Here is a 14409-nt window from a genome sequence, read left to right on the forward strand (position 1 = left end):
GAGCGAGTATTCCCGCCTTTTTTGTGTCTGCTATTCCCCGCCACATACCTCGCACTGCGGATCCTTCGGCAGCTTCATCTCACGGAACTGCATGCTCATCGCATCAAACATCAGCAGTTTGCCGGTGAGTGGCTGGCCGTATTGCGTCAGCAGTTTGATGGCCTCAATAGCCTGCAGAGTGCCGATGGTGCCCACTAAGGGTGCCATTACACCGGCCTCGACGCAGGTGAGGGCGTTGTCGCCGAATAACCGACTCAGGCAGCGGTAACAAGGTTCATCGGCCTGGTAGGTGAAGACGCTGAGTTGCCCTTCCATACGGATCGCCGCGCCGGATACCAGCGGTTTGCGCTGCGCATGGCACAGGCGATTGAGCAGATCGCGTGTTGCCACGTTGTCGGTACAGTCCAGCACCAGATCGTTGGCGGCAATCTGTGCAGTCATCTGTTCATCGTCCAGCTGTCCGTCAACGGCATCAATATGGATATGCGGATTGATGGCGCTCAGCTCGATACGCGCCGAATTAACCTTCTCCATGCCAATGCGCGCGTCGCGGTGCAGGATCTGGCGTTGCAGGTTGGAGAGCGAAACGGTATCGAAATCAACCAGCGTCAGATGACCTACCCCTGCCGCAGCCAAATAGGGCGCAGCGGCGCAACCCAAACCGCCCAGGCCGACAATCAGCACCCGTGCGGCTTTCAGCTTTTCCTGACCGTCGAAGTCGAAACCGCGCAGGATAATCTGGCGGTTATAGCGCAATGCTTCGGCATCGGTTAATTCCGGCAGCATGCTTAGCTCCTCAGCAGGGCGTTAAAGGGTTCAATTTCCACTTTTTCACCCACTGCGACAGAGCCGCGATCGCGCTCCAGTACGATAAAACAGTTCCCCTGGCTGAACGAACTGAACACGTGCGAGCCCTGATGGCCGGTGCTGCTGACTTCCAACTCGCCTTGGGCGTTACTGCTAAATACCCCGCGCTGGAAGTCGAGACGGCCCGGCGCTTTCTTCAACGGCGTCAATGCGCGCGCTTGCAGACGCGGTGGCAACTGCCAGTCGCTGTGACCTGCCAGTTTTGCCAGCAGCGGTTGCACCAACTGGTAGAAGGTCAGGGCGGCAGAAACCGGGTTGCCCGGCAGACCACAGAACCAGGCGTGTTTCAGCTTGCCGAAGGCAAAAGGCTTACCCGGTTTGATTGCCAGTTTCCAGAAGCTGACTTCACCCAGTTCATCGAGCATCTGCTTGGTGTAGTCGGCTTCACCGACCGAAACGCCACCGCTGCTGATCACCACGTCGGCCTGACTGTCCGCCTGATCGAAAGCGGCGCGCAGCGCTGCTTGATTGTCGCGGATAATGCCCAGATCGATCACCTCGCAGCCCAGCTGTTCCAGCATCAGGCGCACCGCAAAGCGATTGGTATCGTAGATTTGCCCTGCCTGTAACGGCTGGCCGACCGGTTGTAACTCGTCGCCGGTGGAGAACACCGCGACTTTCAGCTTGCGCATCACCTGAACTTCGGCAACGCCAAGCGAGGCCAACAGCGGCAATTGCGCGGCACCCAGTCGGACACCTGCGGGCAACACGCCTGCGCCCTGGCGAATATCTTCCCCTGCCAGACGAATATTTTGCCCGGCTTGAACTTCGGCCGTAAAGCGCACCCCTGCATCGCTCACCTCGGCCTGTTCCTGCATGATCACCGCTTCGGCGCCTACAGGGACAGGAGCGCCGGTCATAATACGTAGGCAGGTATTGGTCGGCCAGTCGCCATCAAACGGGGCACCGGCAAAGGCTTTGCCCGCCACCGGCAACGGCGCGTTGGCTTGCAAATCCGCCAGGCGCACGGCGTAACCGTCCATAGCCGAATTGGCAAACGGCGGTACGTCAATCGGCGAAATGACCGGGGCAGCGGTAATGCGGCCTGCGGCGGCGGTCAGGGCAATGGATTCGGTCTGCTGCAGGGGGGAGAGCTGGCTGAGCATCTTCTCCAGTGCCTGCTCCAGGGAAATGAGATCGGAAGTATGGCAATGATCCATCGGGGGAACTCCGTAATCAGGGTGCGCGATAAATAGCGGCAATGTGGGGGTATTATGAAGGATGCTATGCTGATGTAAACAACAGGAGGCAGTGATGCACAGACAGGTATTAGACTTTTGGTTTGACGAGATCGAACCGGCTTTGTGGTTCAAAAAGGATGATGATTTCGATCGCCTGCTGCATATGCGCTTTGGCCAAATCTGGCAGGCCGCCGCTGCCGGGGAGTTGGCGCACTGGCGAGAAACCATTGAGGGGCGACTGGCGGAGGTGATTGTGCTCGATCAGTTCAGCCGCAACCTGTTCCGTGGCACGCCGCGTTCATTTGCCAGCGATTGCATGGCGCTGGTGTTGGCACAAGAAGCGATCCGCAGCGGGCAATGTGGGCAACTCAGCAAGGAACAACGGGGTTTTCTCTATTTGCCGTTTATGCACTCGGAATCGGCGCAGATCCATCAGCAGGCGCTGGTGTTGTATACCGAGCTGGATAATGGTGACCAGTTGGAGTTCGAATTGCGGCATAAGGCCATTATTGACCGTTTTGGCCGCTACCCGCACCGTAATGCGATATTAGGCCGCGTCTCAACTCCGGAAGAAGAGGCATTTCTGTTGCTGCCGGGTTCCGGGTTCTAAATATTATCATCTGCGTTCAGCCTGCTAAAAAACAGCAGGTTGAACCTGTGACGGTTAAATATTCAGAGCTATCGGTTATTTCTCAGGATAATAGTTGTCTATCTGGTCGCTGCTTTTACCAAAAATCCCAATCATTATTTATGGCTTTTTCGCGCCACTCTAACACACTGTTTTTATTCCATTAAGCTATTTCAATGTGCGAAATAATCTAAGCGGACTACGCTGAATGCTGAGCGTTGACTTAATGCTTTACATAGAATGTAGGGCTAAATATAGTCGGGAAAAGAAAAAATAATTAATTATCAGCCCGGGAACGGTGCGGGATTAACACAGGGCGTCAGGCATATGAGCAAACCAGTGATTGCCATTCATGGCGGCGCGGGCGCAATTACCCGCTCGGCGCTGAATGCTGAAAAGGAACAGGAGTATATTCAGGCGTTATCCGGCATTGTTGCCGCAGGTCAGCAGATCCTGGCCCAGGGCGGCAACGCATTGGATGCGGTGACCGAAGCCGTACGCTTGTTGGAGGAGTGCCCGTTGTTTAATGCCGGTAAAGGCTCGGTGTTTACTCATCAGGGTACCCATGAGCTGGACGCCTGCGTGATGGACGGGCGTACCTGTGATGCCGGTGCGGTGGCGGGCGTCAGCCGGATACGCAACCCGATACTGGCCGCACGCGCGGTGCTGGAAAATAGCCAGCATGTGTTGTTCGCCGGTGAGGGGGCGGAGAAGTTCGCCACCGACCATGGGCTGGAAATGGTTACCCCCGATTTCTTCTTTACCCAACAACGTTTTGACCAGCTGCACCGCACCCAGGCGGAGCAAGGCCGAGTATTGCTCGATCATGATGGCGCTGAGCCGCTCGATCCCGACCGCAAGTTCGGTACCGTCGGCGCGGTGGCGCTGGATGCTTTGGGCAATTTGGCTGCGGGGACCTCGACCGGTGGCATGACCAACAAACAGGCCGGTCGGGTGGGGGATACCCCGATCATTGGTGCCGGTTGTTATGCCAACAATGCCACCGTGGCGGTGTCCAGCACCGGTACCGGCGAAATATTCATGCGTGGCGTGTCGGCCTATGACGTTTCCGCACTGATGGAATACGCCGGTCTCAGCCTGCAGCAGGCTACCGACCGGGTGGTAATGGAAAAACTGCTGGCGATGGGCGGCAGCGGCGGCATGATTGCCATCGACAGTCGGGGCAACGTGGCGCTGCCGTTTAACAGCGAGGGGATGTACCGCGGTTTTGGTTATGTCGGCGATGCGCCGTCCGTAGGGATTTACCGCTAACCGTTCACCAGGAGGGGACATGACCGAGACCTTAATGTCGCTCACGGCCGAGCCGGGGTTGTGGCTACCGCCGCAGCGCGTACTGTCGGTGCGCGATCTCAGCATTCAGTTTCATCAACAGGGCGACACCCTGGATGCGGTACGTAAGCTGTCATTTGATGTTGATCGCGGTGAAACGCTGGCGATCGTCGGTGAATCCGGTTCGGGCAAGTCTGTCACCTCGCTGGCATTGATGCGCCTGGTCGAACAGGGCGGTGGCAACATCGTCAGCGGCAGCATGTCATTGCGTCGGCGAAACGGCGAGCTGCTCGATTTGGCTCGCGCACCTCAGGGCACGTTACGCAGGGTGCGTGGTGCCGATATGGCGATGATCTTTCAGGAGCCGATGACTTCGCTGAACCCGGTGTTTCCGGTGGGCGAACAGATTGCCGAATCGCTGCGCCTGCATCAGGCGATGGATCATCGGGCCGCCAAACTGGCCGCCTTACAGATGCTCGATCTGGTGCGCATTCCCGAAGCTAAAGACGTGCTTAACCGCTACCCGCATCAGCTTTCTGGCGGTATGCGCCAGCGAGTGATGATCGCCATGGCGCTGTCTTGCAAGCCGGCACTATTGATTGCCGATGAACCCACTACCGCATTGGACGTCACCATTCAGGCGCAGATCCTGCAGCTCATCCGCGTGCTGCAGCAGGAAATGCAGATGGGGGTGATTTTCATCACCCATGACATGGGCGTGGTGGCGGAAATTGCCGACCGGGTATTGGTGATGCGCCAGGGGGAATTGGTGGAGCAGGGGCCAGTGCGCGAACTGTTTGCCGCCCCGCAACAGCCCTATACCCAGGCATTGCTGGCCGCGGTACCAAAACTTGGTTCGATGGCGACCCAGGACTTTCCGGCTAAGTTCCCGCTGCCGAATGGTGTGGACAATGGTGGGCCGCAGGATACCGTACCGCTCGGTGCGGCACCGATCCTGCGGGTAGAGAATTTGGTCACGCGCTTCGATTTGCGCAGCGGTATTCTCAACCGGGTTACCCGCCGGGTGCACGCGGTGGAAAACGTCAGTTTTGACCTCTACCCCGGCGAAACGCTGGGGCTGGTGGGGGAATCCGGTTGCGGCAAATCCACCACTGGTCGCTCCTTGCTGAGGCTGGTGGATAGCCAGCGCGGCACCATTACCTTTGACGGTCGCCAGATTAATCAGTTGAAAGGCCCGGCGTTGCAGCATCTGCGGCGGGATATTCAGTTTATCTTCCAGGATCCTTACGCTTCGCTCGACCCGCGTCTGACCGTCGGCTTTTCGATTATGGAACCCTTGCTGGTGCATAACGTGGCGCGCGGCAAGGCGGCGCAAGAGCGGGTGGCCTGGCTGCTGGAGCGTGTCGGCCTGAAACCGGAACACGCACACCGCTATCCGCATGAGTTCTCCGGCGGGCAGCGGCAGCGGATCTGCATTGCGCGCGCCTTGGCACTCAACCCTAAAGTGGTGATCGCCGACGAATCAGTGTCGGCGCTCGACGTGTCGATTCAGGCGCAAATCGTCAATCTGCTGCTCGATTTACAGCGGGAGTTTGGCATTGCCTTCCTGTTTATTTCCCATGATATGGCGGTGGTGGAGCGCATCAGTCATCGCGTTGCGGTTATGTACCTCGGGCAGATTGTCGAAATTGGCCCGCGCCGCGCCGTGTTTGATAACCCGCAACATGCCTACACCCGCAAGTTGATGGCGGCCGTGCCGGTGGCCGATCCGGTCCATGCGCATAAACGCCAGCCGCTGTTGGTCGATGAAATTCCCAGCCCGATCCGCTCGCTGGGTGATGAACCCGTTACCGCACCGCTGGTGCAGGTTGGCCCCGGACACTTTGTTGCCCGTCATCCGATCGTCGGTGCCTTTTAATGACCTCAGGAGATGCAAGCACCATGAAGCACACATTCAAACGTAAGGCATTGGCGGCCGTTGTGCTGTTGGCGGCAATGGGAGCAGGCCCAGCTTGGGCGGCGAAAGATGCGGTGATCGCTGTCGCGTCCAACTTCACCACGCTTGACCCCTATGATGCCAACGACACGCTGTCGCAGGCCGTAGCCAAATCCTTCTATCAAGGCCTGTTCGGTTTCGACAAGGACATGAAGCTGGTTAATGTGCTGGCAGACAGCTATGAGGTGAGTCCGGATGGTCTGACTTACACCGTCAAACTGCATCCGGGGGTGAAATTCCATGACGGCACCGATTTTAACGCCGAAGCGGTGAAGGTGAACCTGGATCGTGCCAGCAACCCGGACAACCACCTCAAGCGCTACAACCTGTTCAAGATGATCGATAAAACCGACGTGGTGGATGCCACAACGGTGAAAATCGTGCTGAAAGCGCCATTCTCGGCGTTTATCAATAACCTGGCACATCCGGCGGCGGTGATCATTTCCCCGGCAGCGCTGAAGCAGTACGGCAAGGAAATTGGTTTCCATCCGGTGGGTACCGGCCCTTATCAGTTCGTGACCTGGAACCAGACCGATTTCGTCAAGGTGACGAAGTTTGACGGCTACTGGAAGCCGGGGCTGCCGAAGCTCGACAGCATCACCTGGCGTCCGATCGTCGATAACAATACCCGTGCGGCGATGCTGCAGACCGGCGAAGCGACCTTTGCTTTCCCGATCCCTTATGAGCAGGCCAAGGTGCTGGAAGGCAATGCCAAACTCGATCTGGTAGCCGCGCCGTCGATTCTGCAACGCTATATCAGCCTGAATGTCACCCAGAAGCCGTTTGATAACCTGAAAGTACGTCAGGCGCTGAACTACGCCATCAACAAGAATGCGCTGATCAAGGTAGCGTTCTCCGGCTACGCGGTACCGGCGGAAGGCCCGGTGCCGCCGGCGATTGACTTCGCCACCCGTTATAAGCCCTGGCCATACGATCCGGCCAAAGCGCGCGAATTGCTGAAGGAGGCCGGTTATCCGAACGGTTTCACGACCACTTTGTGGTCGTCCCATAACCACAGTACCGCGCAGAAAGTGCTGCAGTTTGCTCAACAGCAGCTGGCGCAGGTTGGGGTGAAAGTGACGGTGACGGCGATGGATGCCGGTCAGCGTGCGGCACAGGTAGAAAGCGTTGGGGTGAAAGACACCGGCGTGCGTATGTTCTATACCGGTTGGTCCGCGTCGACCGGCGAGGCCGATTGGGCGCTGTCGCCGCTGTTCTCTACTCAGGCGGCCCCCCCCAAGCAGTTCAACACTGCGTTCTACAGTAACCCGCAGGTGGACAAGGATCTGACGGGCGCGCTGGCGACCACCGATCGCACCGAAAAGCAGAAGTTGTACAAGGACGCGCAGGATCGTATCTGGGCCGATGCGCCGTGGATCTTCCTGGTGACCGAACGCCTGCTGTCGGCCAATAACAAGCAGCTGAGCGGTTTCTACGTCATGCCAGATACCTCGTTCAACTTTGATAACGCTGACCTTAAATAAGGCGCCAATCCCCGCTCTCACTGAGGGCGGGGTGAGGGGATTCACCCAAGATGCTTAATTATTTTCTGAAACGGCTGCTGGGCCTGATCCCGACGCTGCTGATTGTCGCGGTGCTGGTGTTTCTGTTTGTCCATCTGTTGCCTGGCGATCCGGCACGATTGGCGGCGGGGCCGGAGGCCGACGAGGCGGTGGTGCAACTGGTGCGTACGGATTTGGGGCTCGACAAGCCGCTGCCGCAGCAGTTCGTACATTTTTTTGTCAATGCGCTGCAGGGCGATTTTGGCAGCTCGATGGTCTCCAAACGGCCGGTAAGCGAAGAGATTAGCTCGCGCTTTATGCCGACCCTGTGGCTGACGCTGACCAGTATGTTATGGGCGACATTCTTCGGTATGGGCATCGGTATGCTGTCTGCCGTTTGGCGCAACCGCTGGCCGGATCGTATTGGCATGGCGCTGGCGGTCTCCGGCATCTCATTCCCCGCTTTTGCGTTGGGTATGCTGCTGATGCAGGTGTTCTCGGTCAAGCTGGGCTGGTTACCGACGGTGGGAGCCGACAGCTGGCGGCATTATATATTGCCCTCTATCACGCTGGGGGCGGCGGTAGCGGCGGTGATGGCACGTTTTACCCGCGCCTCGTTCGTTGAGGTGCTGCAGGAAGACTATATGCGCACCGCGCGTGCCAAGGGCGTGCCGGAAACCTTGGTGGTGGTGAAGCACGGCCTGCGCAATGCGATGATCCCGGTGGTCACCATGATGGGGCTACAGTTCGGCTTTTTGCTCGGCGGCTCGATCGTGGTGGAAAAGGTATTCAACTGGCCAGGGCTGGGCAGGCTGTTGGTCGACTCGGTGGAGATGCGCGACTATCCGGTGATTCAGGCCGAGGTTTTGCTGTTCTCGCTGGAGTTTATTCTGATTAACCTGTTGGTGGATCTGCTGTATGCGGCAATTAACCCGGCGATACGCTACAAATGAGGACGCTGGATGATTAAGCATTGGCGACGCAACGCCGCAATGAAGGCGATGCCGACGATTAACCCTAATGCGGTGCGCACACCCTGGCATGAGTTCTGGCGGCGGTTCCGCCAACAACGGGTGGCGCTGGTCGCCGGGCTGTTGGTGCTGTTGCTGGTGGTTGCCGCGCTATTGGCACCTTACCTGGTGCTGTTTGACGCGGAAAACTACTTTGATTATGACCGCCTGAACGAAGGCCCTTCGCTGGTGCACTGGTTGGGGGTAGATTCCCTTGGGCGAGATATTTTCAGCCGTATTCTAATGGGTGCCCGTATTTCGCTGGCCGCCGGGGTGTTCTCGGTGCTGGTTGGCGGGCTGTTCGGCACGCTGTTGGGCCTGCTGGCTGGCTATTACGAGGGCTGGTGGGACCGCATTACCATGCGCATCTGTGACGTGCTGTTTGCCTTTCCCGGTATTTTATTGGCGATTGGCGTGGTGGCGATGATGGGCAGCGGTATGTCCAACGTGATTATTGCGGTGGCGATTTTCAGCATTCCGGCGTTTGCCCGGCTGGTGCGCGGCAATACGCTGGTATTGAAGCATCTGACCTATATCGAGTCTGCGCGCAGCATTGGCGCTTCCGACTGGACCATCATCCTGCGACATATACTGCCGGGGACGATTTCGTCGATTGTGGTGTATTTTACTATGCGTATTGGCACCTCGATCATCACCGCCGCCAGCCTGTCATTTCTCGGCCTGGGTGCACAGCCACCAACGCCGGAGTGGGGCGCGATGCTCAATGAGGCGCGGGCGGATATGGTGATGGCACCGCATGTGGCAATTTTCCCCAGTCTGGCAATATTCATCACCGTACTGGCGTTCAACCTGCTGGGCGACGGACTGCGTGACGCGCTGGATCCGAAATTAAAGGGATAGAATAAAGTTAAATTAATAGCAGTTAATATTCGATGTGTTAATCGTTTAGTTAAATTTTACATATTAACGTATTCGGTAATTTCACCGGATACGTTAATATAATTATTGTTTTAGTCATATCACTATAATCAATGGTTATTTTTATTTTATTTCCAAAGGGGGAGTATTACCTTTTTTTTTGACGGCTTTATGGTTTTTCTACATGGGCGTGTAAATGAAAGACTGCATTTTTATAGCCATTTGGATATTTATTTCATTCTCTTAAATTGAGCATTCATCACTGCTAATTATGAAACCCTGTAATAGTTATGTGGATGTTGCAATCGCGGTGATTACAGTGATCGGTACCAAAGCCTTATTAACCTGGTTTGCAGATGTTTATTATTGGTTTACTGGCCGAGAGCGTTAACTGACGGTGATATCTGGAAGAATAACCGCTTGCGATGCTGATCATCGCAAGCGGTCAGGGCTGATCAACGGAACAGATGTTCGGCGTGGAAGCGCAGGTGGTCTTCGATAAAGCTGGCGATGGTGAAGTAGCTGTGGTCGTAACCCGGCTGGATGCGTAGGGTCAGCGGCCAGTCGCGCTGGCGCGCCAGCTCGGCCAGCTTCGCCGGTTGCAGTTGATCCGCCAGGAACTGATCGTCGTCACCCTGATCCACCAGCACCGGCATTTTTTCCGCGCCGCTCGCCAGCAGGTGGCAGCTGTCATACTGCAGCCACTGGCTTTCGTCGTTACCCAAATAGGCGGCGAAGGCTTTACGCCCCCATGGCACCTGGCAGGGGTTAACGATGGGCGCAAATGCCGACACCGAACGGAAACGCTGCGGATTGCGCAATGCCATTACCAGTGCGCCGTGGCCGCCCATTGAGTGACCGAAGATCGACTGGCGATCGCTGACGCTGAAATGCTGATTGATCAACGCCGGTAACTCGTCGCTGATGTAGTCGTACATGCGGAAGTGCTTGTCCCACGGCGCCTGGGTGGCGTTCAAATAAAAACCGGCCCCCTGGCCCAGATCATAGCCCTCATCATTGGGCACATCGTCGCCGCGTGGGCTGGTATCGGCCATCACCAGCACCAACCCCAGCTCGGCGGCGATACGCTGCGCGCCGGCCTTCAGCGTGAAGTTTTCATCATTGCAGGTCAGCCCCGATAGCCAGTACAGCACTGGTGGCGGGTTATCATCGCGCGGTGGCGGCAGATAGATGCTGAAAGTCATGTTGCAATTCAGGCTCTGCGCCGCATGGCGATAACGCTGTTGCCAGCCGCCGAACATACGGTGCTCTTCGAGAAGTTCTAATGACAAGGTCATCTTTGCCTCCAGTCTTATTTTTTGTCGATACCCGTCATACTTCAAACTGCAGGTGTGTTGACTGCAAGCGCTCACCCGAATCACTTACTAAAGTAAGCTCATCGGGTCTCCCGCTCTTGTCGCCGTCCTGCAACTCGAATTATTTTGGGTCGAAGTGAATAACGGAACGGATGGATTTGCCTTCGTGCATCAAATCGAACGCTTCGTTAATCTGCTCCAGCCCCATGGTGTGGGTAATAAAGTCATTTAGCGCGAACTCGCCGTCCATATAACGCTGGACGATGCCCGGCAGTTGCGAACGGCCCTTCACGCCGCCAAAGGCGGAACCGCGCCATACGCGACCGGTCACCAGTTGGAACGGACGGGTAGAAATTTCCTGGCCGGCACCGGCAACGCCGATAATCACCGATTCACCCCAGCCTTTGTGGCAGCATTCCAGCGCCGAACGCATCACGTTGACGTTGCCGATACACTCGAAGGAGAAATCAACGCCGCCGTCGGTCAGTTCGACGATCACGTCCTGAATCGGTTTATCGTAGTCTTTCGGGTTAATCAGGTCGGTGGCACCCAGTTTGCGTGCCAGGTCGAACTTGCTGGTGTTGATATCGATGCCGATGATACGGCCCGCACCGGCCATTTGGGCGCCGATGATGGCTGACAGGCCAATGCCGCCGAGGCCGAAGATGGCCACGGTATCGCCTTTTTGCACTTTGGCGGTGTTGATTACCGCGCCCATGCCGGTGGTGACGCCGCAGCCCAGCAGGCAGACTTCTTCCAGCGGGGCTTCTTTACTGATTTTTGCCAGGGAGATTTCCGGCACTACGGTGTATTCGGAGAAGGTTGAAGTGCCCATGTAGTGGAAGATAGGTTTGCCATCTTTGAAGAAGCGGGTAGTGCCATCCGGCATCAGGCCTTTGCCCTGGGTGGCACGGATCGCCTGACACAGGTTGGTTTTGCCGGATTTACAGAATTTGCACTCGCCACATTCCGGCGTGTACAACGGGATCACGTGATCGCCGACCGCTACGCTGGTCACGCCTTCACCGATGGCTTCTACCACGCCGCCGCCTTCATGTCCGAGGATCGCTGGGAATACGCCTTCAGGATCGGCGCCTGACAGAGTATAGGCATCGGTATGGCAGACGCCGGTGGCGACGATCCGTACCAGCACTTCGCCTTTTTGAGGTGGCATCAGATCCACTTCTTCGATTTTCAGCGGCTGGTTCGGGCCCCAGGCAACGGCGGCACGGGTTTTGATCATTTCCATCATAGTCTCCAGTGGTCTACCCTTCTTACTTGAAGTTGCAGCGTTGTTGGCTGCATACACTCACCCCAGTCACTTACCTAAGTAAGCTCCTGGGGATTCATGTACTTGCCGCCTGGCTGCAACGCCAATTAATTTGGGTTTATATTTTATCAAGCTATGCCAGTAACACCTGATGAAACAGGGTTTGTATTTTCAACAATAGCGGTTTCGGTTTGTTCAATAATTAATTCTTTCAAGGCGCGAACGTTCGGGCCGAAGGCATCACGCCGCCACAGTAACCAGGTGGCAGTTTGGGCGATGTCGTCCGGTAGGGTATGCACTTTTACCCGCTCATGGCCCGGCAGCAGGCTCAGCACCGAATGCGGGATCATCGCCAACCCGGCCCCACTGGCGACGCAGGCCAGCATGGCGTGGTAAGACTGGATTTCCATCACCTGGCCCGGCAATACGCCTTCGCGCTTGAACCAGGACTCCAGCCGCAAGCGATAAGAGCAACTGGCGCGGAAGGCAAACAGCGTTTCGCCCTTGGCGTCTTTGGCGCTGTGGATCGGCAGGTGATCGAGGCAAGAAATCACCACCATATGTTCGGGAAAGGCGATACAGCCGTTAAGTTCGTCATACTGTATCGGCCCATCAACCAGTGCCGCCGCCAGCGTACCGGCGCGTACCCGTTCGGTTATTTCGCCGGAGGTACCCGTAGTCAGCGACAGTGATACCTGTGAGAAACGTTGGTGATAGGCTGCCAGTAACGTCGGCAAGCGGGTGGCGGCGGTGCTTTCCATCGAACCTATGGCGAAGTTGCCTGCCGGCTCGCCGGCATGGGTGATGCTCATGGCTTCTTCGCTCAGAGCCAGAATGCGGTTGGCGTAGCAGAGAAAATTATGGCCCATTGGCGAAAGGCGCAGGCGCTGTTTTTCGCGGATGAACAGATCGGTGCCCAGTTCCTGTTCGAGCTGACGCAGGCGGGTGGTCAGATTCGAGGGGACGCGGTGCAACTGCTCGGCGGCACGGGCGACGGAGCCGGTTTCGGCGACGCTGCAGAACATGCGGAGCTGGGTGAGATCCATTGTCTTCTCTTTTCGTGATGAACTTGATTAGTATTATTCAGTTTTTGTGAGTGTAATGCTGCGGCATGATACTGGCAACTTTCTTTTAACAGTCTGGATACTCTACATGGCTTTAAGAATTGCCCTGAGTGGTTTTATTGCATTGATCGTAGCCATGGGAATAGGTCGCTTCGCCTTTACCCCACAGGTGCCGCTGATGATTGCCGAGCACCAGTTTACCTTGACCGGCGCCGGGCTGGTGGCGGCCATTAACTACCTGGGTTATCTGTGCGGTGCCTATGATGCGATGCGCGCCAACCGACATGTTGAACGTCGGCTGTGGCTGGGGGTGTGGGGGGCAGTAACATTGACCTTGCTTTCGGCCTGGGGGCAGGGCGAATGGTGGCACGGCACCGTGCGTTTCCTGATTGGTTGGGCCAGCGGCTGGGCGATGGTGCTGGTGGCGGCCTGGACCAACGAACGGCTGGCTCACTATGGCCGCCCAGCGCTCAGTGCAGCGGTCTTCGCTGGGCCGGGGGCCGGGATTTTTATCAGCGGCATGCTGGCGGTAGGCATTCACAGCCTGGCGCTGACGGCGTCTCAGGCCTGGCTGGTGTACGGCGTGTTGGCGTTGGTGTTGATTGGCGCAATCAGCATTAACCTGCCGAAGGCCGGTGAATTGCATCGTCCTGATGTGGCACCGGAGCCTCTGCTGTTGACTCCGGCGTTGAAGCGGCTGGTATGGAGCTACAGCCTGGCGGGCTTTGGCTATATTCTGCCGGCCACCTTTCTGGCGCAAATGGCCGCCGCGCGCTTTCCCGGCAGCATGTTCGCCCAATTTGTCTGGCCGATCTTCGGTGGGGCAGCGGTGCTGGGTATTGTTATCGGTATCCTGACTCGTCACAAGCTGACCACCCAAACGCGTCTGGCCATGACTCTGTGGGTACAGGCACTGGGGGTCTTGAGTGCGGAAATCGTGCCGGGGGTCGCCGGGCTGGCGTTGGGGGCATTGTTGACCGGCGGTGGCTTCCTCAGCGTGGTGCAGCTATCTATTCAGCATGGCAGGGAACTGGCACCCAATCATGCGCGTTATATGGCGGGGCTGTTGACCACCGGTTATGCGATGGGTCAGTTGGTCGGCCCGACGCTGTCGGCGCTGTCCACTGCCTTGACCCATCGCCTGGAACCGGCGTTATATGTCGCCGTGGTGGCGCTGATCGTTGCCGGCCTGTTGGTGGTGAATACCCCGACGCGTGAGCTGGCACGAAAACCGACGGGGTTGTGATTAAATTCCGCACAAAAAACGTGGAATAGCCGCAGCGGGCCTGATTGTGCTAAATGCGAATATTTCACCTGCTGATGAAGCACAATCGCTGGATAATCCCCTCACTCTCATCTAGAGTGGGGACAAAATCTTGACCGGGTTCGCGTTATCAATTACGGAAACCTCTGCCGTCAGGAGAGTATGCAATTCACCAGTCTGC

Annotated in this window: 12 protein-coding genes; 7 read left to right on the forward strand and 5 right to left on the reverse strand. The window is 57.0% G+C overall.

Annotation, left to right across the window (positions count from 1 at the left end):
• Positions 1–30 precede the first annotated feature (30 nt).
• On the reverse strand, positions 31–786 hold the full coding sequence (moeB, locus tag ACUTQ5_RS03170) for a molybdopterin-synthase adenylyltransferase MoeB (RefSeq protein WP_445650045.1): 756 nt from the start codon (positions 784–786) through the stop codon (positions 31–33).
• A 2-nt stretch (positions 787–788) separates the two neighbouring features.
• On the reverse strand, positions 789–2027 hold the full coding sequence (moeA, locus tag ACUTQ5_RS03175; RefSeq protein ID WP_445650046.1) for a molybdopterin molybdotransferase MoeA: 1239 nt from the start codon (positions 2025–2027) through the stop codon (positions 789–791).
• Positions 2028–2121: 94 nt separating this feature from the next.
• Here moeA and ACUTQ5_RS03180 point away from each other — a divergent pair, with 94 nt between their 5' ends.
• The 6 genes from ACUTQ5_RS03180 (at position 2122) to gsiD (ending at position 9296) form a co-directional block, all read left to right on the forward strand.
• The gene (locus ACUTQ5_RS03180) at positions 2122–2658 is read left to right on the forward strand and encodes a DUF924 family protein (RefSeq protein ID WP_445650047.1); all 537 of its coding nucleotides are present in this window, start codon (positions 2122–2124) and stop codon (positions 2656–2658) included.
• A 345-nt stretch (positions 2659–3003) separates the two neighbouring features.
• On the forward strand, positions 3004–3948 hold the full coding sequence (locus ACUTQ5_RS03185) for an isoaspartyl peptidase/L-asparaginase family protein (protein WP_445650048.1): 945 nt from the start codon (positions 3004–3006) through the stop codon (positions 3946–3948).
• A 19-nt stretch (positions 3949–3967) separates the two neighbouring features.
• Positions 3968–5845, forward strand: coding sequence for a dipeptide ABC transporter ATP-binding protein (locus ACUTQ5_RS03190; protein WP_445650049.1), 1878 nt, complete (start codon positions 3968–3970; stop codon positions 5843–5845).
• A gap of 23 nt (positions 5846–5868) precedes the next feature.
• A complete protein-coding gene (gene gsiB, locus ACUTQ5_RS03195) occupies positions 5869–7407 on the forward strand; it encodes a glutathione ABC transporter substrate-binding protein GsiB (protein ID WP_445650050.1) in 1539 nt (512 codons plus the stop codon).
• A gap of 50 nt (positions 7408–7457) precedes the next feature.
• Positions 7458–8378, forward strand: a complete 921-nt coding sequence (gene gsiC / locus ACUTQ5_RS03200; protein WP_445650051.1) for a glutathione ABC transporter permease GsiC — start codon at positions 7458–7460, stop codon at positions 8376–8378.
• A 9-nt stretch (positions 8379–8387) separates the two neighbouring features.
• Entirely contained in the window at positions 8388–9296 is a 909-nt protein-coding gene (gsiD, locus tag ACUTQ5_RS03205; protein WP_445650052.1) for a glutathione ABC transporter permease GsiD, read from the forward strand.
• A gap of 473 nt (positions 9297–9769) precedes the next feature.
• On the opposite strand, the gene fghA is transcribed toward gsiD, so the two are convergent.
• The 3 genes from fghA to ptrR all read right to left on the reverse strand — a co-directional run bounded on the left by fghA (position 9770) and on the right by ptrR (position 12946).
• Complete coding sequence (gene fghA, locus ACUTQ5_RS03210; RefSeq protein WP_261431097.1) at positions 9770–10612, reverse strand: S-formylglutathione hydrolase; 843 nt, start codon at positions 10610–10612, stop codon at positions 9770–9772.
• A 139-nt stretch (positions 10613–10751) separates the two neighbouring features.
• Entirely contained in the window at positions 10752–11879 is a 1128-nt protein-coding gene (locus ACUTQ5_RS03215) for an S-(hydroxymethyl)glutathione dehydrogenase/class III alcohol dehydrogenase (protein WP_445650245.1), read from the reverse strand.
• Between the two features lie 149 nt (positions 11880–12028).
• Complete coding sequence (gene ptrR / locus ACUTQ5_RS03220) at positions 12029–12946, reverse strand: putrescine utilization regulator PtrR (protein ID WP_445650053.1); 918 nt, start codon at positions 12944–12946, stop codon at positions 12029–12031.
• A gap of 106 nt (positions 12947–13052) precedes the next feature.
• Here ptrR and ACUTQ5_RS03225 point away from each other — a divergent pair, with 106 nt between their 5' ends.
• Positions 13053–14210 carry a YbfB/YjiJ family MFS transporter gene (locus ACUTQ5_RS03225; RefSeq protein ID WP_445650054.1) on the forward strand — a complete coding sequence of 386 codons (1158 nt, stop codon included), beginning with the start codon at positions 13053–13055 and terminating at the stop codon, positions 14208–14210.
• Positions 14211–14409 lie beyond the last annotated feature (199 nt).

This window comes from Serratia sp. NA_112.1, assembly GCF_052691715.1.

Coding starts and splice junctions, on each gene's coding strand:
- moeB (WP_445650045.1), bottom strand. CDS start 786: ATGCTGCCGGAATTAACCGATGCCGAAGCATTGCGCTATAACCGCCAG.
- moeA (WP_445650046.1), bottom strand. CDS start 2,027: ATGGATCATTGCCATACTTCCGATCTCATTTCCCTGGAGCAGGCACTG.
- ACUTQ5_RS03180 (WP_445650047.1), top strand. CDS start 2,122: ATGCACAGACAGGTATTAGACTTTTGGTTTGACGAGATCGAACCGGCT.
- ACUTQ5_RS03185 (WP_445650048.1), top strand. CDS start 3,004: ATGAGCAAACCAGTGATTGCCATTCATGGCGGCGCGGGCGCAATTACC.
- ACUTQ5_RS03190 (WP_445650049.1), top strand. CDS start 3,968: ATGACCGAGACCTTAATGTCGCTCACGGCCGAGCCGGGGTTGTGGCTA.
- gsiB (WP_445650050.1), top strand. CDS start 5,869: ATGAAGCACACATTCAAACGTAAGGCATTGGCGGCCGTTGTGCTGTTG.
- gsiC (WP_445650051.1), top strand. CDS start 7,458: ATGCTTAATTATTTTCTGAAACGGCTGCTGGGCCTGATCCCGACGCTG.
- gsiD (WP_445650052.1), top strand. CDS start 8,388: ATGATTAAGCATTGGCGACGCAACGCCGCAATGAAGGCGATGCCGACG.
- fghA (WP_261431097.1), bottom strand. CDS start 10,612: ATGACCTTGTCATTAGAACTTCTCGAAGAGCACCGTATGTTCGGCGGC.
- ACUTQ5_RS03215 (WP_445650245.1), bottom strand. CDS start 11,879: ATGGAAATGATCAAAACCCGTGCCGCCGTTGCCTGGGGCCCGAACCAG.
- ptrR (WP_445650053.1), bottom strand. CDS start 12,946: ATGGATCTCACCCAGCTCCGCATGTTCTGCAGCGTCGCCGAAACCGGC.
- ACUTQ5_RS03225 (WP_445650054.1), top strand. CDS start 13,053: ATGGCTTTAAGAATTGCCCTGAGTGGTTTTATTGCATTGATCGTAGCC.